This window comes from Rhizobium sp. Nf11,1, from assembly GCF_050587665.1.
Classification (GTDB): domain Bacteria; phylum Pseudomonadota; class Alphaproteobacteria; order Rhizobiales; family Rhizobiaceae; genus Rhizobium.
The window spans coordinates 24,510-46,510 of sequence record NZ_JBOBHU010000020.1 but is presented as its reverse complement, the minus strand read 5'-3'; the positions used below and the strand labels follow the sequence as shown (position 1 = coordinate 46,510).

Genomic DNA, 22,001 nt, shown 5'->3' with positions numbered 1-22,001 from the left:
GGGCGAGGTTTCCCGATCGAAGAGGTAGTCATGACCGAGATACGCCCACGCTCGCGCAATTCGCCCTACCCCCTATGGTTTTTTATCCCCGCCGCCATCATTTACGGCGTGCTGTTCCTTTTTCCGACCATATCGTCTCTCTGGTACAGCCTGACGCGCTGGGATCTCTCGACAGCCCAATTTATCGGGCTTGAAAATTTCCAGCAGTTCTTTTCCGAACCGTTCCTGGTCAAGGGGCTGATCAACACGCTGATCTACGCGGTGACGACATCCGGCCTGAAAACGGTCTGCGGACTGCTGCTGGCCGTGCTGCTCACCAGCAATATCTTCGCCCGCGGCTTTCTGCGCACGCTGGTCTTCTTTCCCGTGCTGGTTTCGACGATCGGCATCGGCATCACCTTCACGGTCATGATGCATCCGACCAAGGGCATCATCAATGTTACGCTCGAGACGCTTGGAATGCCGGGGCCGGGATGGCTGACCAATCCGACGCTCGCGCTTTTTTCGGTGGCCCTGGTCGATGTTTGGAAGGGGGTCGGCCTTGCCACCCTGATCTTCATCGCCGGCCTTGCTGCGATCAGTCCCGACTATTATGAGGCCGCCAGGATCGACGGCGCCACACGGCTCCAGCAATTCGTTCGGATCACCCTGCCGCTCGTGCGCCCTGCCACCGTCATCGTCGTGACATTGTCGCTTATCGGCGGCTTGCGATCCTTCGACCTGATCTGGGCCATGACCCGCGGCGGCCCCGGCTTCTCCTCCGATGTGATCGCCTCGGTCATCTATAAACAGTATCAGGCTGGCTTCTATGGTCTGTCGACGGCCGGAAACGTCATCCTGTTCGCGCTGATCGCCGTGATCATCCTGCCCTTCACCCTATGGTTCAACCGGCGCGAGGTCGAGGAATGAGAAGCGTCCGCCCCTATGTGACGGGTGCAATTGCCCTTGCCGTCGGGGCGGTCATCTTCGTCATGCCTTTCGTCTTCGTCGCTCTGCAGGCAGTGAAATCCAAATCGGAGGCCTCCCGCCTCGGTTTCGAACTTCCTGAGCATTGGCTGTTCTGGGACAATCTCGTCGCCGTCTTCAAGGCGCGCGACTATCAGCTCGTGCTCGCCTATTTCAATTCGACTCTGATCACGGTCGTTTCCGTCACGATCCTGATCCTGCTGTCGGCGATGGTCGGATATGTGATGCAGCGCCGCAAGACGGCGTGGAACCGCGTGGCCTTCGCTGCGCTGTTCATGGGCCTGATGATGCCGCCGGCCGTTGTTCCCACCATCGGCCTTTTGCAGGACATCGGCCTCTTCAAGACCATGACCGGAATGATCCTGATCCAGGTTGCCTATAATCTCTCCTTTTCGGTCCTGCTCTATCGGTCGTTCATTTCGACCATCCCGCGCGATCTCGACGAGGCGGCGCTGATCGACGGCGCCAAGCCCCGGCAGATCTTCTTCCGCGTGGTCCTGCCGCTGCTGAAGCCGGTGACCGTGACCAATATCGTCGTCCAGTCGATCGCAATCTTCAACGATTTCACCAATCCGCTCTACTACTTGCCGGGCAAGGAGAATGTGACGGTGCAGCTGACGCTCTATAATTTCCAGAGCATGTATTCGAGCCAGTACAATCTCCTTTTCATGAACATCCTCCTCGTGACGATCCCGCCGCTGATTGTCTTCATCTTCTTCAACCGCCAGATCGTCGCGGGCATGACATCAGGCGGAGTCAAAGGGTAGCAGAATGGCTGAGCTTACTCTCAAACAGGTTCGCAAGAGCTTCGGCGCACTCGAAGTCATCAAGGGGGTCGATCTGGAGGTTGCCTCCGGCGAATTCGTCGTCTTCGTCGGCCCGTCGGGATGCGGGAAGTCGACGCTGCTGCGCATCATCGCCGGCCTGGAAGAGACGACCTCGGGCAGGCTGACCATCGGCGGCAAGGACGTGACCTATGCGGAACCTTCCGAGCGAGGCATCGCCATGGTGTTCCAGAGCTATGCGCTCTACCCGCATATGACGGTTGCCGAGAATATCGGCTTCGGACTTTCGCTCGCCCGCCGCCCGAAGGCTGAGATCGCCGAGAAGGTCGCGGCGGCAGCCGAAACGCTGCAGCTCACTCATCTGCTGCAGAGAAAGCCGAAAGCGCTTTCCGGCGGCCAGCGGCAGCGCGTCGCCATCGGCCGGGCGATCGTGCGCGATCCCAAGGTGTTCCTGTTCGACGAGCCGCTCTCCAATCTCGATGCCTCGCTCCGGGCACAGATGCGCCTGGAGATATCGGAACTCCACGCCCGCCTGAACTCGACGATGATCTATGTCACCCACGACCAGGTCGAAGCCATGACGATGGCGGACAAGATGGTCGTTTTGAACGGCGGCGCCGTCGAGCAGATCGGCAGCCCGATGGAGCTCTACCGCAATCCCGCCACACCTTTTGTCGCCGGCTTCATCGGCAGCCCGAAAATGAACCTCTATGGCGGCGAGACGGCACGGCGAATGAACTGCACGACCTACGGCATCCGCCCGGAACATGTCAGGCTTTCGGAAGGCACCGGCCAGTGGCAAGGCAGAATCCGACATGTGGAACGGCTCGGCGCCGACGCGATCCTCTATCTCGATGTCCCCGAACTCGGCCAAATGATCGTGCGCGCCGAAGGCGAGACGCCGTTTGCATCGGGCATGACGGTTTGGGCAAATCCGATGGAGGGAGCGGAACACCGGTTCTGAGACCGGGTTAAAGCCCCTCCTAGAGCGGATCATTGCTTATCGGAATCGGTTCTGGATTCCCAAATCAGCAGATTTGTGATTCATGATGGATGCTGGAATGGAGGCCAGCATCCATGACGCGACCCTATTCGAAGATGGGCGGCCATCGCCGACGTGTGCTGGAGCCGCACCGCGCCTTCATCGTCGAGCAGATCGAGCAGACATCGCATCTGACGCTACATCGGCTGAAGGATGAGTTGGCCGCCCGTGGCGTGAGCGTCTCCCACAATGCCATCTGGCAGTTCATGCGCCGCGAGGGCTTGAGCTTTAAAAAAAACGCTGTTCGCCCTTGAGCAGGGCCGCGCCGACATTGCCCGGCGCAGAGCCCGCTGGAAAGCCTGGCAAGACCGCTTCGATCCGAAGCGGCTCGTCTTTATCGACGAGACCTGGATCCGCACCAACATGGCGCCGTTACGCGGGTGGGGGCCGAGGGGCAAAAGATTGCGCGGCTTTGCCCCGCATGGCCGCTGGCGCACCCTGACCTTCCTCGGCGCCCTACGCTGCGACAAGCTCACTGCGCCCTGCGTCTTTGACGGTCCCATCAATGGCGAATGCTTTCACGCCTATGTCCGCCAGCAGTTGATCCCGACCCTCAAACCTGGCGACATCGTCATCCTCGATAATCTCGGCTCTCACAAAGCCAAAGCCATCCGCGACGCCATCAGGGCCGTCGGCGCCAGGCTCTGGTTCCTGCCAAAATATTCCCCCGACCTTAATCCGATCGAACAAGCCTTCGCCAAGATCAAGCACTGGATGCGCCAGGCCCAAAAGCGAACCATCGAGGAAACCTGGCGCCATCTGGGCTTACTCGCCGACACCATCAAGCCAGAGGAATGCGCCAACTACTTCTCAAATGCGGGCTATGCTTCCGTCAAAACATGAAAGGCTCTAGAGAAGCAATCCTACCGACCGAAGATCCCGCGCCTCACGGCTGTTTGTTCAAGAGAGCCGCCAGATCCTCTTTGAGCCGGACCGGCAGATTCATACGTTCGTGAAGAATGCTCATGATACCAAGATCGCCGTTCTTAAGCTCGCGAAAGAACACATAGTGATGCTCGTAACGACTGAAATAGGCAGAACGCTTGATGTCTGCCGGAACCGCCAGACGTTTTGGAAGCTGTCGCCAGATGGACCGATCCTGGCACAAACGCTGCAAATACGCGTGCAGCCCGAGAATATAGGCATCCGCCTGCTTCTCTCCCCACGCCTCAACCGCGTCGAGCCAAATCTTATCCTGCGCTCCTCAGTGCGGATAAAATCAAATTGTCACCATCAGGCTATCGGCGCTTGTTGCGGCGGATGACGTCTTTGGCCGAAACCGCGACGAATTCGCTGTCTTCAGCCCGCATGGCCGGCGCGAGTTCCACTTGCAGCAAATCCCAGGCCTTATCACGCGTCTGCAGGTCGCGTCGAACGAGGGCACGAATATGCTCGCCGGCGTTTCCATGGAGGCCGTCGTGGCCAACCTGCTGCTGGTTATGATACTGCAATTTCCCGCTGACCTTCACATGAATACTATCGGATGCCATGGGCATACCCTTTCGTTCATCTTCTCGTGGGCAGCGTAGCATGTATTGTCAATATTGATCACGATTAAGCCTATCGGTCCTCAGAACCGGTCGGGACGCAGCGGCGTGAGAGGTAGGCTGGACAGTCGCCACAGCCGATTGGTCGTCATTTTCCGATCTTGCCGCAGGGGTGCTTGGAACGGCGGCCCTGCTGGCGGACCATCTTTCGATCGAGTAACGGGGCTGCGCCTCTTAACAATCCAACGCTGGCCATTCCTCTGCTCTCCCCCGCAAGATTGCTGCGTTCGTCAACGCGACCCACAGCCTGGCACAGCTCGGATTATCTCTGCACTACGGCGCCATGTCCGATTATGTGAGGGCAGCGATTTACGAAGTAGGTCCTTGCCGGCACAAAGCTTCGTCAATAGGTTTTCCGCGGGAAGCGCAAGCATCGACCAGCTCAGGCGATACCGCCGAGGCACACATATTTGAGTTCGGTATATTCGTCCAAGCCGTGTCTAGATCCCTCGCGGCCGAGACCCGACATCTTGACGCCGCCGAACGGAGCCTCGGCCGTCGAGACCAGACCGGTATTGACACCGACCATCCCATATTCGAGCGCTTCGGCGACGCGGAAGACCCGCGACAGGTCGCGCGCGTAAAAATAGGAAGCAAGGCCGAACTCGGTGTCGTTTGCCTGCGCGATGACGTCCTCTTCGTCTCGGAAACGGAAAAGCGGGGCGAGCGGCCCGAAGGTTTCCTCGCGCGCGACCTGCATGCCGGCGTTCACGTCGCGCAGGATCGTCGGTTCGAAGAAATGGCCGCCGAGTGCATGGCGCTTGCCGCCTGAAATGACGCCCGCGCCTTTTGCAACGGCGTCCTGAATATGGCTCTCGACCTTAGCGACAGCGTTGTCGTCGATGAGCGGCCCAAGCACGACGTCACGTTCAAGACCATTGCCGACCTTCAATGCCGAAACGGCCGCAGCCAGCTTCGCGGCGAACGCCTCGTAGACGCCGTCTTGAACATAAAGCCGGTTGGCGCAGACGCAGGTCTGGCCGTTGTTGCGGAATTTGGCGATGATCGCGCCTTCGACCGCAGCGTCGAGATCGGCGTCGTCGAAGACGATGAAGGGCGCATTGCCGCCGAGTTCGAGACCGAGTTTCTTGATCGTCGGCGCACATTGCCGGTAAAGCAGCTCGCCCGTCCGGGTGGAGCCCGTGAATGTCAGGACCCGGACGTCGCGGCTTGCGGTCATCGCTCCGCCGATTGCGGCGGCGTCACCGGTGACGATATTGAGAAGCCCCGCCGGCAAGCCGGCGCGCTCGGCAAGAACGGCGATCGCGATCGCGGAGAACGGCGTCTGCAGCGCCGGTTTGAGAACAACGGCGCAGCCGGCGGCAAGCGCGGGGCCGATCTTGCGGGTGATCATCGCGTTCGGGAAATTCCAGGGCGTGATCGCCGCCACCACGCCGGCGGGCTGGCGCAGGACGAGGATCCGCTTGTCCGGCTGATGTCCCGGTATGGTCTCGCCGTTGATGCGTCTTGCCTCTTCGGCAAACCATTCGATGAAGCTCGCACCATAGGTGATCTCTCCCTTGGCTTCGGCCAGCGGCTTTCCCTGCTCCAGCGTCAGGATCATCGCCAGATCGTCGCGATTTTCGATCATCAGGCGGTGCCAGGTCTTGAGAACGGTGGCGCGCTCGCCGGCCGTCTTCTTTGCCCAAAGCTTCTGCGCGACCACGGCAGCCTGGATGGCCTCTTCCGTTTCCGCCGCACCGAAGTCAGGGACCGCGCCCAGCACCTCACCTGTCGCCGGATTGCGAACCATGGCCGCCGGGCGCCCTTCTGCTTCGATCCAGCGATCGGCGATGGGGCAGGCCTGACGGAACAGCGAGGGATCATTGAGCTTCATGGGACAACTTTCAGCAGAATACGTGAGCGGCGCCGGGATCGAAATCCAGATGGACTATATCTCCGCGATTGAGCCCGGCAATAGCCTCATGACCGAACGGCAAACGGACGGAAAGCGCCTCGCCTGTCACCGTCTCTGTGGAGACGTGGATATTGTTGCCGAGAAAGGTAATGTCGCTGACCGTCGCGGCAAGACCCGCGCCGGCGGCTCTGGCGCGCGACAGGCGGATGCGCTCCGGCCTCAGCATCAGAGCCGCCCGGGCGCCGGAGGTCCCTTTTCCATGCACCGGAATTTGATCGAAGATCGTCCCGCCTCCGAGCGCAATGGTGGCTTGTCCATCGGAGGATGACACCAGGTCGCAGGAAATGAAGTCGCTGTCGCCGATGAATTCGGCGACGAAGCGCGTCCGAGGATTGGCGTAGAGTTCAGGGCCCGTCCCGATCTGGTCGATGACGCCCTTCGAGAAGACGGCGATACGGTCGGAGAGCCGCAGCGCCTCCTCCTGGTCGTGCGTGACGTAGAGGATCGTCACTTCCGTCTGCTGGTGGATGCGGCGGATCTCATGCTGGATTTCCTCGCGCAGCTTCTTGTCGAGCGCCGACAGCGGCTCGTCCATCAACAGCACCGGCGGATCATAGGCAAGCGCTCTGGCAAGCGCGACGCGCTGCTGCTGGCCGCCGGACATTTGCGCCGGCTTGCGATCCTCGAAGCCTTCGAGGCGGACGAGGCGCAGCATCTCCTTCACCTTGCTGTCGATCTCGGCCTTGGACTTGCGCCTGACCTTCAACGGAAAGGCGATGTTTTCGCCGACGGTCAGATGCGGAAACAGCGTGTAGCGCTGGAACACCATGCCGATGTTGCGCTTGTGCGACGGCGTGGCGAGCAGGGTCTTGCCCTCGAGGGTAATGTCGCCTTTCGTGGGATTTTCAAAGCCGGCTAGGATGTAGAGCGTCGTGCTCTTGCCGGATCCGGACGGTCCGAGAAAGGTCAGGAACTCACCGCGCCGGACATCGAGATTGACGTCGTGCACGGCGACAACGGGGCCGTACTCCTTGCGTATGCCGCGGATCTGAAGGAATGGTTCGTTCATTGTTTCAGTACCTTACGCACGACGGCGACCAGCGCCATCAAGATGATCGTCAAAAGGATGAGAAGGGTGGACGCGGCTGCGACGACAGGCGTCAGATCCTGCCGCAGCGTCGCCCATACCTTCACGGGCAGCGTCTGCAGGGTCGGGCTGGACATGAAGATCGCCACTACCACCTCGTCCCAGGATGTCAGAAACGAGAAGACGGCAGCCGAAAACAGCCCGTGGCTGATCGCCGGAAGCGTGACCCTGATCTTGGCTTCCAGGGGCGAGGCGCCGCAGAGCACCGCCGCATCCTCGATCGACTTGTCGAAACCTTCGAGCGCACTCGATATGGACAGGATCGAGAAGGGCAGCGCCAGCACCAGGTGCGCAATGACAAAGCCCGTCAGCGTGCCACCAAGACCGATCCTCAAGAAGAAGGCGTACAGCGCGACCGCGAGAACCACGACCGGTAGGATCATCGGCGTCAGGAACAGCGCTTTCAGCGCATCTCGGAACATGAACGAACCTCGCACCAGCCCGAAGGACGTCACGAGCCCGAGCAGCACCGACAGGATCGTGACGATGACCGCTATCTTGAAGCTCGTCAGAGCCGATTCCAGCCAGCGTGGATCGGCAAACAGTTCATTGTACCATTGGAACGTCCAGCCGGGCGGCGGAAAAATCAGCCACTGCGAGGAGCCGAAGGAGAGCGCGGCGATAAAAACGATCGGCAGCAGCAGGAAGGCTGCGGTGAGCAGCGTTATCGCCAGCAGGACGTATTTCCACCAGCCGAGGCGGTCGAAATTGAGCAGCATGTCAACGTCCTCCCGGGTTCTGGTTGCCGAAGAAGCGCAGCTGCACCGCATAGAGCGACAAAGTCACCACCAGGAGCACCAGCGCCGCCGCACCTCCCATTCCCCAGTTGACCAGCGACTGCACGAACTGAGCGATCAGCTCCGCGAGCATCATGTTGGCGGTACCGCCGAGAAGTGACGGCGTCACGAAATAACCGAGCGACATGACAAAGACCATGAGGGCGCCGGCCGCCATGCCGGGCATCGCCAGCGGCATCAGAACGCGGGTCAGGCACTGCCAGCGGTTGGCGCCGCAAAGGGCTGCCGCCTGCAAGGTCGAGGGGTCGATTTTCTTGATCACGCCGTAGAGCGGCAGGATGATGAAAGGCAGCATGATATATGTCATGCCGATCGTCACGCCTGTGAGATTGTTGACCAGCGCCAGCGGCTGGTCGATCAGGCCCATTCCCATCAGCATCTTGTTGATCAGCCCCGTCCGCTGCAACAGCACCATCCAGGCATAAGTGCGGGCCAGCAGATTGGTCCACATCGACAGGAGCAGGACCGCAAAGATCACCGACGTCAGCCGACTGGGCATGATTGCCAGCGCCCAGGCCACGGGAAAACCGATCAAAAGCGAAATCACGGTGACGAAACCGGAGACGATGAAGGTATTGGCGAAAATCTTGAGATAGGTCGCCGACCCGATCAGCTGCGCATAATTTCCAAGACCCGGGACGGGTTCCAAGACGCTTCGCAGCAGCAGGACCACGACCGGAACGACGAAAAAGATTGCCACGAAGGCCAGAGCCGGAACGACCCCGCCAAAACCTGTTGCCCTGCGCGCCTTTGGCAGAGGCATGATCGCGCCGGAGGCATCGCTATACGTCGTCATGACAGTCCTTCCCACCCGTCAATTCCGCAGGCGCCATCCGACAGGCGTCGCTGCGGGAGGTACGGCGAACATTTCGCCGTACCCGTCCATCTGAAGTCTCAGCCTATTTTGCCTGCCAAGCGTACCACTTCTCGCCGATGGCATCGCGATTGTTGGCCCAGTAGTTCATATCGGCATTGACCTGGCTTGCCGTCTGCTGGTCCGGCAGGGTCTTGGCTGTCTCCGGGTCCATCAGCTTGGCCGACTCGACATTGATCGGCGCATATCCGGTGGCCTTGGCAAGGGCGGCCTGCGGTTCGGCGGAGGTCGCCAGCGCAATGAACTTCATCGCAGCCTCGGCATTCGGCGCACCTTTCGGCACGACGAGCGCATCAGCAGCGGTGATGTTCTGCTCCCAGGAGGTCTCCACCTTGATGCCGGTTGCCGCAAGGGCGGTCATGCGGCCGTTCCAGACGCTGCCGAAGGGCGCTTCGGCGGAGGCCAGCAGCTGCTGCGACTGCGCACCGCCCGACCACCAGATGATATCTGACTTGATCGTATCGAGCTTCTTGAAGGCACGGTCGAGATCGAGCGGATAAAGCTTGTCGGCAGGCACGCCGTCGGCAAGCAGCGCCGCTTCGATCACACCGGGAGCCGACCACTTGTAGAATGTGCGTTTTCCCGGAAACTTCGCCGTGTCGAACAGGTCGGCCCATGTCTTCGGGCAGGCTTTGACGGCATCGGCGTTGCAGCCGATGACGAAGGAATAATAGAAGCTGCCGACCGAATAGTCGGTGACGAAACGCGGATCGAGCTTGGACTTGTCGATGACGGAGAAGTCTAGCTTCTCGAGCTGGCCGTTCCTGCCCGCCTGGGCTGCGTAGTCACCTTCGACGTCGACTACATCCCAGGCGACCTGGCCGGCCTCGACCATCGCCTTGAGCTTACCGTAATCCGTCGGCCCGTCCTGCACGACGGTGATGCCGGTCTTCTCCGTGAAGGGGCTTGCCCATGCGGCCTTCTGTGCGTCCTGCGTCGTTCCTCCCCAGCTCGAGAAAACCAGGCTGTCGGCCTTGGCCGGGGCGGAGACCGCCACGAATGCGGCAACGGCCGCGAAAGCAAATGTTGTTTTCATGTTCCCTTATCCTTGTTCTGGTTTGTCCTACGGTATGCCTTATGCCGTCAGTGCGCCTCGCCCCTGGGAGAAAAGCTTGCTGGCTTCATAATCTTGTTTTCCGCCACCTCGATGAGATCGCGGATCTTGGGCAGGAATGCCTGCCAGCGGGGATCGGCCAGAAGCCGTTGGCGTCTCGCCTCCCGGTCGTCCAGGCTCGCAAAGGCCCAGATGTGAACGATTTCGTTGATCGTGCCGATCTCCGAGAAGAAGTAGCCGACCAGCGTGCCGAGATGGCTCTTCTGGATCTCGATTCCCTCTTCCTCGACGACCTTAAGATATTGCGGGATCGCGCCGTTCTTCAGCCGATAGGTGCGGATTTCGTAAAACACGGCGCTACCTCATCACGAAGGGATCGGGGATCGGATCATCCGACGTCCGGAGCCAGATCGTTTTGGTACGGGTATAGTCGAGGGCCGCGGCCATGCCGCCTTCCCTGCCGTGACCGGACAGGCCGAAACCGCCGAACGGCGCGATCGGCGACACGGCCCGATAGGTATTGACCCAGACGATGCCGGCACGGATGCCCTTCATCAGCCGGTGCGCCCGGGTGAGATTCTGGGTGAAGATGCCGGAGGCGAGGCCATAGCGGGTATCGTTGGCGAGCCGCAGCGCCTCAGCCTCGGTCTCGAACGACACGACCGACAGGACGGGCCCGAAGAATTCCTCGATCATCGAGGGCGAGGCGACATCGTCGCAATCGAGAATCGTCGGCGGGAAGTAGAAGCCTTCGCCGTCGATCTTGCGCCCGCCGGTGACAAGACGGGCGCCGCTTGCAATCGACCGCTCGACGAGCGCGCCGATATTGTCCTGCTGGCGCTTCGTGGCAAGCGGGCCGACTTCGGTCGCCATATCGAGCGGCGCGCCGATCCGGATCGCCTGCGCCTTCTCCCGCAAGAGGGCAACGAACTTGTCCTTGACACTGCGCTCGACGATCAGCCGCGATCCGGCAACGCAGCTCTGTCCCGTCGCGGCGAAAATGCCGGCGACCTGGGCGTTGGCGGCGCTTTCAAGGTCGGCATCGGCAAAGACGATGAAGGGCGACTTGCCGCCGAGTTCGAGCGAGGTGGAGGCAAGATTTTCGGCCGCATTGCGAACGACGTGCCGCGCGGTTTCGGGGCCGCCCGTGAAGGCGACATGCGCAACCTTTGGGTGGCGGCCGAGGGCAGCGCCGCAGGAGGCGCCGAAACCGGTGATGATATTGACGACGCCGGCGGGAAAGCCCGCCTCGTGCACGAGACGCGCAAATTCGAGAAGCGGCGCCGGGCCGTCTTCCGAGGCTTTGACCACCATCGTGCAGCCGGCGGCGAGCGCAGGGCCGATCTTGACCGCCGACAGGAAGAGCTGGCTGTTCCACGGCACGACCATCGCGATGACGCCGATCGGCTCGCGGCGAAGCCAGACATCCATGTCAGGCTTATCGATCGGCAGGTAGGAACCTTCGATCTTGTCCGATATGCCGGCATAATAGCGATAATATTCGGCGACATAGGCGATCTGCGCGGATGTTTCACGGATGATCTTGCCGGTGTCGCGGGTCTCCAGCTCGGCAAGGACCTGAGCATTGGCGGCAACGAGATCGGCGAGATTATAGAGCAGCTTGCCGCGTTGCGTGGCCGTCATCTTCGCCCAGGGGCCTTCGTAGAGCGCCCTGTCGGCAGCGTTCACAGCCCGGTCGACATCACCCTCGCGCGCTTCCGGCATCTCCGCCCATACCGCGCCGGTCGCCGGATCGATGCTCGGGTAGGAAGCCTCACCATTCGAGAATTCGCCGTCGATGTAATGCTGGAAACGCCGCATGGTCCTACTCCTGAAATGCCGGCATGACCTCGGTGATGAAGCGCTCGAGCGACGCCTTCTTGCGCTCGAAACTCATGCCGGTGTCGATCCACAAGGAATATTCGTCGTAACCGAGCGCTTCATAGGCCTTCAGCCTCGCGATAACGGTCTCGGCGTCGCCAACGACATTGTTGGTGCGCATGACCTGATCCGACAGCATCGCATTCGCTCGGATCTGCTCGTCCGGAATCCGCTCGATCAGGCCTTGGTTGACCGGCTTCTCATTCTTGAACCAGGCGAAGAAATAGTTGTAGTAAACGCTGAGCTCATGGGCTGCCTGGGCGACGTCTTCTTCCGACGAGCCGACATAGGTGTGGCGCAGCAGCATGATCTTCGGCCGCTCGATTTCAGGATTCTTGGCGCAGGCATCGTTGAAGCGGTCCATCAGCGACTGAACCTCGTCGTCACCCTGCCAGAGCGGCGTGACCTGGACGTTGCAGCCGTTGGCGACGGCGAATTCATGCGAGTTCGGATCGCGCGCCGCAACCCAGATCGGCGGGTGCGGCTGCTGCAGCGGCTTCGGCGCCGAGGTCGTCGCGGGGAACTTGAAGAACTGCCCGTCATGGGCATAGTCGCCCTTCCATATGCCCTTGACCGCCGGGATGAGCTCGCGCATCCGCTGGCCGGCGCCCCAGGCATCGAGACCAGGCAGCAGACGTTCATATTCGAAGGAATAGGCGCCGCGGGCAATGCCGATATCGAGCCTCCCGTCGCAGATGATGTCGGTCATGGCAGCTTCGCCGGCAAGCTTGATCGGATGCCAGAAGGGGGCGATCACCGTCCCGGTGCCAAGCCTTGCCCGGGATGTGCGGCGGGCGAGATCGGCAATGGTGACGAACGGGTTGGGCGCGATAGTAAAATCCATCCCATGGTGCTCGCCCGTCCAGATCGCATGCATGCCGCCCTGGTCGGCGATCTCGCAGAGCGCGACGAATTCGTCGTAGAGGCTCTTGTGGCTCTGGCTGGCGTCGAGCCGTTCCATATGGACGAAGAGGGAGAACTTCATGCTTTTGCGCCCTTGGCTGGAATGGGATGAACTTTGCCGCCGGTCTCGTCACCGAAATAGACGCCAAAATTGCCGATCGAGCTTTCCATCGCGAAACGGGTGACGATGTCGGCAGTCGAACTGGTCTTGAATTGCGCACCCGACAAAGCGTCCGGTTTCAGGAACCTGCCGCTCGCCGGTTCCCCATCGCCGGCGACGGCGTGGTAGACGATGTGCTGCTTGCCGTCGCTCTTGCCCTCGTAGACGGAATAGAGAAAGCCGATGCTGACGTTCAGCCCGGTTGATGTCTCCAGGTATTTTTCCAGCGCCTCGGTCGGGTTGCCGTCATGGGCGTCGATGCTTGGAAGGGAAAGCACCTCCTCGCCGAGGAGCAGAACCTCGCCGCGGCGTTCGACGACGGCCGCAAGTTCGATGTTGCCTTCGGCTGCCGCCGAAACCGCCTTGCTTGCGAGCGTCGGCGTGAAGTAGCCGCCGCGGGCATAACCGAGACCGTTGCGGCCGCTATTGTCGAAGGATTCGATGCGTCCCATCAGGATGACGTGGTCGCCGGCCTCGATGACCTCTTCCATGGCGCATTCGAACCATGCCGCCACGTTCGAGAAGACCGGGCAGCCAGCCGCCCCCTTGGCCCATTTGACCGCCGCAAACCGGTCTTCGACAGGACGCGCGAAGGTGTTCGAGACGTCCTTCTGCGTTTCCGACAGCACGTTGATCGCGAAATGCTGCGCGCCGGTCATGGTCGCGAAATTGCGCGAGGTCTTGGCAAGACAAACGAGGAGCAGGGGCGGGTTGAGGGAGACCGAAGTGAATGAATTCGCCGTGAACCCGATCGGATTCCCCTCCCCGTCGCAGGCGGTGACGACAGTCACGCCGGTCGGAAAAGCCCCGAATGCATCTCGCAACGCCCTGGGATCGACAGTCTGGATTGTCATCGTTCATCCTCCCCGAACGACAGCCACTCAGCGAGCAGCGAATTGACGATATCAGGCGCGGTCAGGTTCACCATGTGACGATGACCTTCGACGATGTGGGCCCAGCCCCTGGGTGCAAGCGCCGCCATCTGCGTTGCCATCAGTGGCGTCGAGTTGGGATCATCCGATCCCGTCAAGAACAGGGCCGGGCCGCGGACGTCCTTCCAGCGATCGGCGTAGGTTTCGTCTCCTCCGGCGAAGGCAGCGTAAGCGACGGCATAGCCTTCCGGATCGACGAGGTTCAGCCATTCCCGTGTCAATTCACGCGCAACGAGGCTGTCCGGGTCGTCGCCGAACCAGCGCGCCAGAGGGCCTTCCTTGTCGACGCCCGTCACCGGAATGGCGGCAGCCCGCGCAAGGACGGCAGCCTTTGCTTCAGGGTCGCGCCTGTAGACGCCGTTGAGATATGCGACACGGCTGATCCGTTCGCCGAAGGTTGCCGCCGCCCCGCCGGAGACCAGCGCCCCCATGGAATGTCCGGCGACATTCGTCGTTTCGATCGTCATGTCGTCGAGAAAGCGCCCGAACCAGGCGACGAACTCCTCAAGGCGGCTGCCCGCCGGCAGCTTCGCGCTCTCGCCGTGTCCCGGCATATCGACAGCGATGACGCGATGACCGGCCGACAGAAAGGCGATCTGCGGCGCCCAGGCCTCGAGCCGCATGCCGACGCCATGGATCAGAACCAGCGGTTCGCCGCTACCGACCTCATGATAGGCCGTTCCGCTTACCGTCCTCTTTCGGGGCAAGGCACCGGCGACGCTCGTTGCTGCAGCGGTGCCCTTGGTCGATCCGGCTGTCAGCATCTGAGACGCGCTCCCTCAAACGCCCGCAGGATTGGCGACGTCCTGCCCCAGGTCTTTCAGATCCTGGTAGCGGTCGCCAATGCGGTGGTGCGGACGTCCGCCGATCGAAGCGCCGAGCGCCACGACGATCTCGTCGGCAGCAGGCGCGTCGGGGATCGAGGTCTGAATGGTCAGATAGTGCGAGCGGCGGCCTTCATCATTCTTGTCCATCAGCGGGATCATGATCGGCGCGTTGGCAGGGCCGCGGGTATTACAGAAAGCGAGATAGGACTTGGCGCCGACGGCCTGGCGATAGAAGTTGCCGAAGCGCAGCGTGTGGATGAGCGCGGACGCATGTTCGATTTCGCCATCCAGGCCCACGACGGCCGACTTTCCATAGGCTTCGACAGCCTCGCCCGAGCCGACGGCATCAATGATCATCTTGGTGAGCAATTCGCCCAGCACCGGCGCACCCGCATGTATTTCGGGCTTAAGGTCTTCGACGAAGCCCTGCCCTGCCCAGGGGTTTTTCACGACAGCGTAGGCGGAGAACAGCTTCAGCGGCACGGCCGCGGCCTTGCCGCCTTCGATTAGCGTCGTTTCGATCAGCAGTCCCGTCTTGCGAATTTGAATGGCCACCTGAACACCTCAATCTCGTTAATGGGTATTATGGTATACCATATTATCTGACTGTCAAGTTCGTTGCAGGCGCGGCGTCGACAGAGCCAAGCGCCGTTCAGGATATTCGCCAGAAAAACAATAGATGACCGCTTCGCCCAGCCTTGTCCGCATGGGCCACGAAGGCATTTGCTCGGGGCGCAATAAGGTCGTTTAGTCCCGATAATCTCTTCGTTGCTGTCCATTGTTGTCAGCTGACACAGCCCGTGCGCACGGCGGCCCACGGGCTCGCAGGGAGGCTGCAAGGCAGAAGGATTCAAGCCAATCTATGTCAACTTTGATATTATTGATTATGGCATACCATCACATCGGACAAACGGGGTGTCAAGAGTAGACTCTCCGGCATCGTAACCACGTATGATGATAGAAGATGGTGCGAATGGCTTCGCCCGCTTGCATTGGAAGCTGCCGCGGTTGCCCGGTGTTACTCGGCGGACTTCTTAGCCGACAGCACCGCTTCGGCAATCGCGCTCGCGGCAGCGACATGATCCATCGCCGCCCGGTAAGCGCCCTCGCCGTCGCCGCGACGGATGGCGTCGACGATCTTGGACATCTGCGCTGGCCCTTCGATGCCGCGCCTCTCCGTCTTGATAGTCATCGAGCGCAGGTGGTTTATGCGCACGGTGAGGAGATTGACGACACCCCAGGCGACGTGCCTGTCGACCATCGTGAACAGCGTTTGGTAGAAGGAAGAGGTGTTGGTCAGCACTGCTGCCATATCGTTGTCGCGATAACTGTTGCGGATCCCGGCAAGGGCTTCCTCCAGCGCGGCTACGATTTTGGGACTGCTGCGTTCCGCGCAGAGCCGCGCCGCCATGCCCTCGAGAGCGCCGCGGATCTCATAGATCTGCTTGGCTTCCTCGATGTCGAGCTGCGCGACGATCGGTCCCTTGTTCGGCAGATTGGCGACGAGCCCTTCCGATTCCAGGTGCCTCAGAACCTCGCGTACCACCGTGCGGCTGACGCCGAGCTGGGCGCAGAGGTCACGTTCGACAAGGCGGTCGCCGGGGCGAAAATACCCGTTCACGATGGCTTCGCGGACCTTGTCGAGTGCCAGCTCCCGCAATGTCTTCGCAGGACGCTCGACCCTGATTGCTGCGTCCTTGAAAGCACCGCTCATTCTGCACCTCAGAGTTGGACCGGCTTCGCACGCTCAAGATCTCGCGGCAGCCAGGTTCGAAAATCGTATTATGGCGTACCACGCACTGTAGCTGGCGGCGGCCGGCAATTCAACAGCACCGAGTGACCCTGGGGATAGCCGGTCTATGACTCGGCCGCCGGCCGCCGCTGCGCGACGATCTCTTCGACCACGGCCTTGGCCTGCACCCGAATGTCGGGGACGGCGGTAATTTCCCAGAATTGTCCCGCCGTCAAGGCGCCCACCGCAAACAGCCGGACAGGCGAGATCCGGGATGACCCTATAATCTCGGAAGCAGCATTCACCTGAATGCCGAGGCCGAGAGGATCGGCGGCGATCAGCTGAGACCGGCTCATTTCCTGCAAAAGCGGTGAATGGCTGATGCCGGCGCGCTCCATTCCCGTGCAGTTGATCAGCCAATCCGCCTTGATTGCGGCGAGATCGCGTGCCGCTCTGACCCTGTATCCGGCAACCAGCCTGCCCTCCTCGGCCTCGAGCGATTTCAGGAAGCCGGCATGGAAGCAAACAGTTCCTTCCGAGACAAGTTGGTCGAACCTGTCGAACACGTCAGGCGCGACGCGGTGACGGTGGATGTTCCACCAGGGAAGCGCATGCCTGAGGAAGCGGGCCCGCTCCTTGCTCGAAAGCCGTTGCCAAAGAGCCTGCGTTTGAGACCTCAGGCCATCCATCACGCTCCGCCAGTTTTCGACCGACCTGCCCTTTTCCCGCAAGCACTTCAATATGCCGCTGATCGTACCGGGAAGCGCCTCGACATCGATCCGCAGAGGTGAGGGAGGATTTCTCGCATGCCCGAGCGGCGCAAGCCCGCGGCGCGAAAGCACGTGGATCCTGCCTCTATGGCCGTGAGCGCGCAGGGCAAGAACCTGATCGATCATCGTCAAGCCGGAGCCGAGGATGCAAACCGTATCGGGCGATGCGACGCGTCTCAGCCAGGAGAGCCGCCACGGGTTCTCGACGATCCGCGATCGGACCGACAGCAGCACGCCAGCCGGATCGATCGGCAGAGTGGCGTTGCCGACGCCGAGGCAGAGCACCACGTTCCTGCCGGCAATCTCGTCGCCGTTGCCGAGATGGAAGGCCAAAGTGCTGTTGTAACGTTCCACGCATCCCGCCGCTTTGGCCCGGATGAAATCAACCCGACAGCGGCCGTCCCGCCTTCGAAGCAGCCGCGCGAGTGTATCCCTGACATACAGGCCGTAATCGCTGCGCGAGGCGAAATCACCGGCCTGCAGCCGCCGCCCGCGATTTTTCAACCAGTCGACAAAGTCGTCGGGCTGATGCGGCAGCAGGCTCATTCGGCCCGCGGGTAGGTTGAGGCGGTGGAGGTAAAGTTCCGTCCGGTATGCCGTGCCGCGGCCGAAGCCGGGATCATCGCCAACGACGGCGACCGTCGCCGAAGCGGGAAGCTGCTCGATGAGATTGCAGGTCACGGCTATCGCCGAAAAACCGGATCCGACCACGATAACATCGTATATCAATGCCTTCTCCCTGACGGTCCACACCTTGGCTCCTGCCGCTCGCTCCGTCGCCGGGGCCGCGCCAGCGGCAGAATCGCGAAAACAAATATCTCCATTGTCTATAAATATAGTTTGTTATTTCTCCCGCTAGCCCGTTCTCACCCGTTACGCTTTTGAGGGTGAGATCAAGGGCCGGTGTGGCCCTGAACAAAGGGGCTCAAGATGAATTTCAGAAATTTGATTGCCGCGATCGCCGTCGGCGTCGGAACACTTGCAACGGCTTTCGTCGCCGAGGCGGCGGACAAAAAGGTCGTCGTCGGCTATCAAACCGACGCGCTGCCGTCATCGGTCGCGATCGCCAATGGCGAATTTGCCAAGGCGACCGGTTATGAAATCGACTTCCGCAAGTTCAATTCGGGGGCCGAGATCTTTGCAGCCATCGCCTCGGGCGATGTCCAGGTCGGCTATGTCGGCTCCAGCCCGTTCGCGGCCGCGGTATCGCGCGGGCTCGAGGTCAAAGCCTTCTACCTGGCATCCATCTCGGGGATCGACGAGGCTCTTATCGTCCGTAATAGCTCCGGCATCGACAGCCTGAACGATCTGAAGGGCAAGAAGCTTGCCGCCGCGCCAGTGTCGACGGATCACTATCAGCTGCTGGCACTGATCAAATCGCTGGGCCTGACCGAAAAAGACGTCCAGGTCTTCGCCATCCCCCAGCCGGAAATCGTCGCAAGCTATAATCGCGGCGATATCGACGGGGGCTTCGTCTGGGATCCTGCGCTAACCGAGCTGAAGAAGAACGGCAAGGTCCTCGTGACCTCCAAGGATGTGGCGGACAAGGGTGCACCGACCTTTTCCGCCTGGGTTGCGACCTCCAAGTTCGCCGCCGACAATCCGGATTTCCTCAAGAGCTTCGCTTCGGTCGTCACCAAATATTACGCATCCTTCGCGGCGGACAAAGCCGCCTGGGGTCCCGACAGCGATAACGCCAAGTCGCTCGCAAAGCTTCTTGGCGGCACGCCTGAGCAGCAGGCTTCGGCCCTGAAGAACCTGACGCTGCTCACCCCCGAAGTCCAAGCTTCCGACGCCTGGCTCGGCGGCGGCGAAAAGGCGGGCGCCGGCAAGATCCTCAAGGACACGGCATCCTTCCTGAAGGAGCAGGGCAAGGTGTCCGGCGTGCTGGACAATTACGGCAGCTTCGTCACCGCCGACGCGCTCGCCGGCGCCACAAACTGATCCTCCCCGACGCCGGCGCACCCGCGCCGACATCTAACGTGCGAGTTCCTCTATGCTGAAAGTCGATCACGCCAGCGTTTTTTTCTCCGCCCGGGACGGGCGGACCGTTCACGCGCTCGATCGCGTGTCTTTCGATATTCCCGAACGCGGTTTTGTCGTCGCACTCGGAGCCTCGGGCTGCGGTAAGTCGACCCTTCTTAATGCGATTGCCGGTTTTCTTCCGCTTTCGGATGGCCGGATCACGCTCGATGGCCGCAGCGTCGAACGTCCGGGTGCTGACCGCGGCGTCGTGTTCCAGAAGGACTCGCTGCTGCCTTGGAAGTCGGTCATCGATAACGTCGCGCTCGGGCTGAAATTCGCCGGCGTAGGCCGGAAGGAACGGCAAGCGCAGGCGCTGGAACTGCTCCGGCTCGTCGGTCTCGACGAGTTCGCCGGCGCCTTCCCCTACGAATTGTCGGGCGGCATGCGCCAGCGCGTCGGAATCGCACGGGCGCTTGCGACCAATCCCGACATCCTGCTGATGGACGAACCGTTCGGGGCGCTCGACAGCCTGACGCGCGAGCAGATGCAGGAATTGCTGGTTTCCGTCTGGAACAAGACGGCGAAGAAAGTTTTCTTCATCACCCATTCGATCGAAGAGGCCCTGTTCCTCGGCACGCAGGTGCTCGTCATGTCGCCTCGGCCCGGGCGCGTCGTCGCCCGCTTCGACCTCGACTTCGTCACACGCTTTGCCGAAACAGGAGATGCCCGCTCGATCAAGGCCTCGCCAGAATTTGCCGAGCTGCGCGAGCAGATACGCGCCATTCTCCACAGCACCGAAGATTTGAGGAGCGTCGCATGAGCGATATAACACAGGCTCCGCCTATTACGGCTCACACCGAGGATCGCCAGGTCAAGCTGGTGAAAATGGCCGGCTTCGGCGCCGGCGAGAAATCGACGGTGGCCATCAGTGTCGCCACGGCCCTCGCCATATTGCTGCTGTGGTGGATCGTCGCCGCGCTTGGCGTCGTTCCGCACCTGTTTCTACCGCGCCCGGACGAGGTGCTGACGCAGATCGGCGTCATCTATCATGACGGTTACGCCGGGGCATCGCTCTTCGAGCATGTCTCTGCGAGCCTGTTTCGCATCGTGGTCGCCGCCCTCATCGCAATCTCCGCCGGCATTCCGCTCGGCTTGCTCATGGGGCTTAACCGCTGGGCAAAAGGCGTGCTCGACGCGCCGATCGAATTCTACTGGCCGCTTCCGCCCCTTTCCTACCTGCCGCTGATGATTATCTGGCTCGGCATCGGAGAGACGTCGAAGATCACGCTCCTGGTGCTTGCGATGTTCGCCCCGATCTGCCTCTCGGCTCAGGCCGGCGTTCGTTCGTTGCCGATCGAGCGCGTCAATGCCGCCCGTTCGCTCGGAGCAAGCCGGCTGCAGCTCTTCCTGGACATCGTCCTGCCCTCGGCCCTGCCGGAGATTCTCACCGGCATCCGCATAGCGCTCGGTGTCGGCTGGAGCACGCTGGTTGCGGCCGAACTGATCGCCTCCACCCGCGGGATCGGCTTCATGATCATGTCGGCTTCGCAGTTCCTGGCAACGGACGTCGTCTTTGTCGGCATCGCCATCATCGCGATCTGCGCCTTCACCTTTTCGGCCGCCGTCCGCTTCCTCGAGGCCTTCCTCGTTCCGTGGAAAGGCAAGCTCTGAAAGGGCAATTCAGTCGCTCCCTCAGTTTACGACGCGTAGATTCAGGGTGTTAGCAGCATTCTTTGTGCGTCCGAAAGGAAGCACGGCGCGCTTGGTCTCAATGCACCGTAAACCTGGCCGCATAGGTTCGACGACGCTCCAGGCTGCGTATAAGCATCGCCGCTTCCCTCACGATCGCCGAGAATGTCGCATCGTCGGCCTCGGCGATCCTTGTGGCCATGTCGCGGATGATCGTCGTCAGATGGACGAGTGACTGGCGGCTCTGCGCATCTTCCGGTCCAAACTGACTATCGGCCATGCGAAGGAGCGCATGCACCAGCCGCTCCATCGTCTGCCGGCGCCTGCTTCTCGGGTCGGTATTCGGATCTTCGCTCAGGCGCAAGAGATCGGCGACGATATCGGACATTCCGGCTCCATTCACATCGCAAAGGCCGGCGACGCGGAAGCGATATTGCGTCGAACCCGCGCCTGCGTCTTCAAGCCTTCCAGCAGCCGGTAACCGTTGCGCCAACGGCCGAAGCCGCTCGCGATGTTGATATGTCCGGCAAGGCCGATATTCCTGGTCTCGGCGTTCCATAGGCGGCCGAACAGGGTCAACCGGTCGACGGCCATGTAAGCATCATTCATGCTGCCGACGACGACGGAAGGAAAAGGCAAAGGCGCTGTCGGCATCTCGCCGAACGAGATATGCCCCGGATGCAGAATTTCCGTGACCGCCAGGTCGCATGGCGCAACAAGCAATGCCCCTTTCACGCGACGCGCCGCACTGCGCCCGGCGAGCCGGGCGGCGAGCAGGCAACCGAGACTGTGGGCAACCAGATAGGCCTCTCCGGCCTCTTCAAGCGTAATTTCCAGCTGAAGCAGCCAACTGTCGAGATTCGGACGGTCCCAGTCGTCCTGCATAACGCAACGGCTGCCCGGCTGGTCCTGCAGCCAATGCTGCTGCCAATGTCCTTCGGCCGAACCGAACAGCCCGGGAAGAATAAGCACATCACTCATCGGATCACCCCGACCACCAGGGCAAACAAGAATGTGAAAGAGCCGGCGATCGTGCAGATCCCTGCAGCATGCCGGAATTGTGACATGAGAC

Annotated in this window: 23 protein-coding genes and 2 pseudogenes; 8 read left to right on the top strand and 17 right to left on the bottom strand. The window is 61.2% G+C overall.

Annotation, left to right across the window (positions count from 1 at the left end):
• The first annotated feature begins 30 nt into the window (after nucleotides 1-30).
• From ACQ7C1_RS24410 to ACQ7C1_RS24395, 4 genes and pseudogenes are all read left to right on the top strand, one after another.
• Complete coding sequence (locus ACQ7C1_RS24410; protein ID WP_221138511.1) at nucleotides 31-909, top strand: carbohydrate ABC transporter permease; 879 nt, start codon at nucleotides 31-33, stop codon at nucleotides 907-909.
• Nucleotides 906-1,733, top strand: a complete 828-nt coding sequence (locus ACQ7C1_RS24405; RefSeq protein WP_430960108.1) for a carbohydrate ABC transporter permease — start codon at nucleotides 906-908, stop codon at nucleotides 1,731-1,733. The genes ACQ7C1_RS24410 and ACQ7C1_RS24405 overlap by 4 nt, the downstream gene beginning before the upstream one ends.
• A gap of 4 nt (nucleotides 1,734-1,737) precedes the next feature.
• On the top strand, nucleotides 1,738-2,715 hold the full coding sequence (locus ACQ7C1_RS24400; RefSeq protein WP_430960107.1) for an ABC transporter ATP-binding protein: 978 nt from the start codon (nucleotides 1,738-1,740) through the stop codon (nucleotides 2,713-2,715).
• A gap of 128 nt (nucleotides 2,716-2,843) precedes the next feature.
• Nucleotides 2,844-3,636: pseudogene (locus ACQ7C1_RS24395) on the top strand (IS630-like element ISRel6 family transposase); the annotation flags it as partial.
• Nucleotides 3,637-3,679: 43 nt separating this feature from the next.
• Here ACQ7C1_RS24395 and ACQ7C1_RS24390 read toward each other — a convergent pair.
• Both ACQ7C1_RS24390 and ACQ7C1_RS24385 read right to left on the bottom strand, forming a co-directional pair.
• Complete coding sequence (locus tag ACQ7C1_RS24390) at nucleotides 3,680-3,982, bottom strand: type II toxin-antitoxin system RelE/ParE family toxin (protein WP_430960160.1); 303 nt, start codon at nucleotides 3,980-3,982, stop codon at nucleotides 3,680-3,682.
• Between the two features lie 49 nt (nucleotides 3,983-4,031).
• Entirely contained in the window at nucleotides 4,032-4,283 is a 252-nt protein-coding gene (locus ACQ7C1_RS24385) for a transcriptional regulator (RefSeq protein ID WP_430960106.1), read from the bottom strand.
• Between the two features lie 115 nt (nucleotides 4,284-4,398).
• On the opposite strand from ACQ7C1_RS24385, the pseudogene ACQ7C1_RS24380 reads away from it, so the two are divergent.
• Nucleotides 4,399-4,703, top strand: a pseudogene (locus ACQ7C1_RS24380) (FAD-dependent oxidoreductase); the annotation flags it as partial.
• A 19-nt stretch (nucleotides 4,704-4,722) separates the two neighbouring features.
• On the opposite strand, the gene ACQ7C1_RS24375 reads toward ACQ7C1_RS24380, so the two are convergent.
• From ACQ7C1_RS24375 to ACQ7C1_RS24315, 13 genes are all read right to left on the bottom strand, one after another.
• Nucleotides 4,723-6,177: an NAD-dependent succinate-semialdehyde dehydrogenase gene (locus ACQ7C1_RS24375; RefSeq protein WP_430960105.1), complete on the bottom strand. Its 1,455-nt coding sequence runs from the start codon at nucleotides 6,175-6,177 to the stop codon at nucleotides 4,723-4,725.
• A gap of 10 nt (nucleotides 6,178-6,187) precedes the next feature.
• The gene (locus ACQ7C1_RS24370) at nucleotides 6,188-7,267 is read right to left on the bottom strand and encodes an ABC transporter ATP-binding protein (protein WP_430960104.1); all 1,080 of its coding nucleotides are present in this window, start codon (nucleotides 7,265-7,267) and stop codon (nucleotides 6,188-6,190) included.
• On the bottom strand, nucleotides 7,264-8,064 hold the full coding sequence (locus tag ACQ7C1_RS24365) for an ABC transporter permease (protein WP_183699831.1): 801 nt from the start codon (nucleotides 8,062-8,064) through the stop codon (nucleotides 7,264-7,266). The genes ACQ7C1_RS24370 and ACQ7C1_RS24365 overlap by 4 nt, the downstream gene beginning before the upstream one ends.
• Nucleotide 8,065: 1 nt before the next feature.
• Nucleotides 8,066-8,938 (bottom strand): ABC transporter permease, encoded by an 873-nt coding sequence (locus ACQ7C1_RS24360; protein ID WP_430960103.1) that lies wholly within the window; start codon nucleotides 8,936-8,938, stop codon nucleotides 8,066-8,068.
• Between the two features lie 103 nt (nucleotides 8,939-9,041).
• Entirely contained in the window at nucleotides 9,042-10,052 is a 1,011-nt protein-coding gene (locus ACQ7C1_RS24355) for an ABC transporter substrate-binding protein (protein WP_430960102.1), read from the bottom strand.
• Between the two features lie 47 nt (nucleotides 10,053-10,099).
• Complete coding sequence (locus tag ACQ7C1_RS24350) at nucleotides 10,100-10,423, bottom strand: NIPSNAP family protein (protein ID WP_184458904.1); 324 nt, start codon at nucleotides 10,421-10,423, stop codon at nucleotides 10,100-10,102.
• A gap of 4 nt (nucleotides 10,424-10,427) precedes the next feature.
• The gene (locus tag ACQ7C1_RS24345) at nucleotides 10,428-11,891 is read right to left on the bottom strand and encodes an aldehyde dehydrogenase (RefSeq protein ID WP_430960101.1); all 1,464 of its coding nucleotides are present in this window, start codon (nucleotides 11,889-11,891) and stop codon (nucleotides 10,428-10,430) included.
• A gap of 4 nt (nucleotides 11,892-11,895) precedes the next feature.
• Nucleotides 11,896-12,936 (bottom strand): LLM class flavin-dependent oxidoreductase, encoded by a 1,041-nt coding sequence (locus ACQ7C1_RS24340; protein ID WP_430960100.1) that lies wholly within the window; start codon nucleotides 12,934-12,936, stop codon nucleotides 11,896-11,898.
• Nucleotides 12,933-13,868: a flavin reductase family protein gene (locus tag ACQ7C1_RS24335; protein WP_430960099.1), complete on the bottom strand. Its 936-nt coding sequence runs from the start codon at nucleotides 13,866-13,868 to the stop codon at nucleotides 12,933-12,935. The genes ACQ7C1_RS24340 and ACQ7C1_RS24335 overlap by 4 nt, the downstream gene beginning before the upstream one ends.
• On the bottom strand, nucleotides 13,865-14,710 hold the full coding sequence (locus ACQ7C1_RS24330; RefSeq protein WP_430960098.1) for an alpha/beta fold hydrolase: 846 nt from the start codon (nucleotides 14,708-14,710) through the stop codon (nucleotides 13,865-13,867). The genes ACQ7C1_RS24335 and ACQ7C1_RS24330 overlap by 4 nt, the downstream gene beginning before the upstream one ends.
• A gap of 15 nt (nucleotides 14,711-14,725) precedes the next feature.
• Nucleotides 14,726-15,328, bottom strand: a complete 603-nt coding sequence (locus ACQ7C1_RS24325) for an amino acid synthesis family protein (protein ID WP_430960097.1) — start codon at nucleotides 15,326-15,328, stop codon at nucleotides 14,726-14,728.
• A 463-nt stretch (nucleotides 15,329-15,791) separates the two neighbouring features.
• The gene (locus ACQ7C1_RS24320) at nucleotides 15,792-16,487 is read right to left on the bottom strand and encodes a GntR family transcriptional regulator (RefSeq protein ID WP_221112992.1); all 696 of its coding nucleotides are present in this window, start codon (nucleotides 16,485-16,487) and stop codon (nucleotides 15,792-15,794) included.
• A gap of 143 nt (nucleotides 16,488-16,630) precedes the next feature.
• Entirely contained in the window at nucleotides 16,631-18,004 is a 1,374-nt protein-coding gene (locus tag ACQ7C1_RS24315) for an FAD/NAD(P)-binding protein (protein ID WP_430960096.1), read from the bottom strand.
• A gap of 201 nt (nucleotides 18,005-18,205) precedes the next feature.
• Here ACQ7C1_RS24315 and tauA point away from each other — a divergent pair, with 201 nt between their 5' ends.
• From tauA to ACQ7C1_RS24300, 3 genes are read left to right on the top strand one after another with little or no spacing between them, the layout of a single operon-like run.
• Complete coding sequence (gene tauA, locus ACQ7C1_RS24310; protein WP_430960095.1) at nucleotides 18,206-19,219, top strand: taurine ABC transporter substrate-binding protein; 1,014 nt, start codon at nucleotides 18,206-18,208, stop codon at nucleotides 19,217-19,219.
• Nucleotides 19,220-19,271: 52 nt separating this feature from the next.
• Entirely contained in the window at nucleotides 19,272-20,060 is a 789-nt protein-coding gene (locus ACQ7C1_RS24305; RefSeq protein ID WP_097599038.1) for a taurine ABC transporter ATP-binding protein, read from the top strand.
• Nucleotides 20,057-20,911, top strand: a complete 855-nt coding sequence (locus ACQ7C1_RS24300; RefSeq protein ID WP_430960094.1) for an ABC transporter permease subunit — start codon at nucleotides 20,057-20,059, stop codon at nucleotides 20,909-20,911. Before ACQ7C1_RS24305 ends, ACQ7C1_RS24300 begins: the two co-directional genes overlap by 4 nt.
• A 97-nt stretch (nucleotides 20,912-21,008) precedes the next feature.
• On the opposite strand, the gene ACQ7C1_RS24295 is transcribed toward ACQ7C1_RS24300, so the two are convergent.
• Together ACQ7C1_RS24295 and ACQ7C1_RS24290 are read right to left on the bottom strand one after the other, a co-directional pair.
• Nucleotides 21,009-21,317 carry a hypothetical protein gene (locus ACQ7C1_RS24295; RefSeq protein ID WP_430960093.1) on the bottom strand — a complete coding sequence of 103 codons (309 nt, stop codon included), beginning with the start codon at nucleotides 21,315-21,317 and terminating at the stop codon, nucleotides 21,009-21,011.
• A gap of 11 nt (nucleotides 21,318-21,328) precedes the next feature.
• Nucleotides 21,329-21,910: an RBBP9/YdeN family alpha/beta hydrolase gene (locus ACQ7C1_RS24290; RefSeq protein ID WP_430960092.1), complete on the bottom strand. Its 582-nt coding sequence runs from the start codon at nucleotides 21,908-21,910 to the stop codon at nucleotides 21,329-21,331.
• Nucleotides 21,911-22,001: the final 91 nt, after the last annotated feature.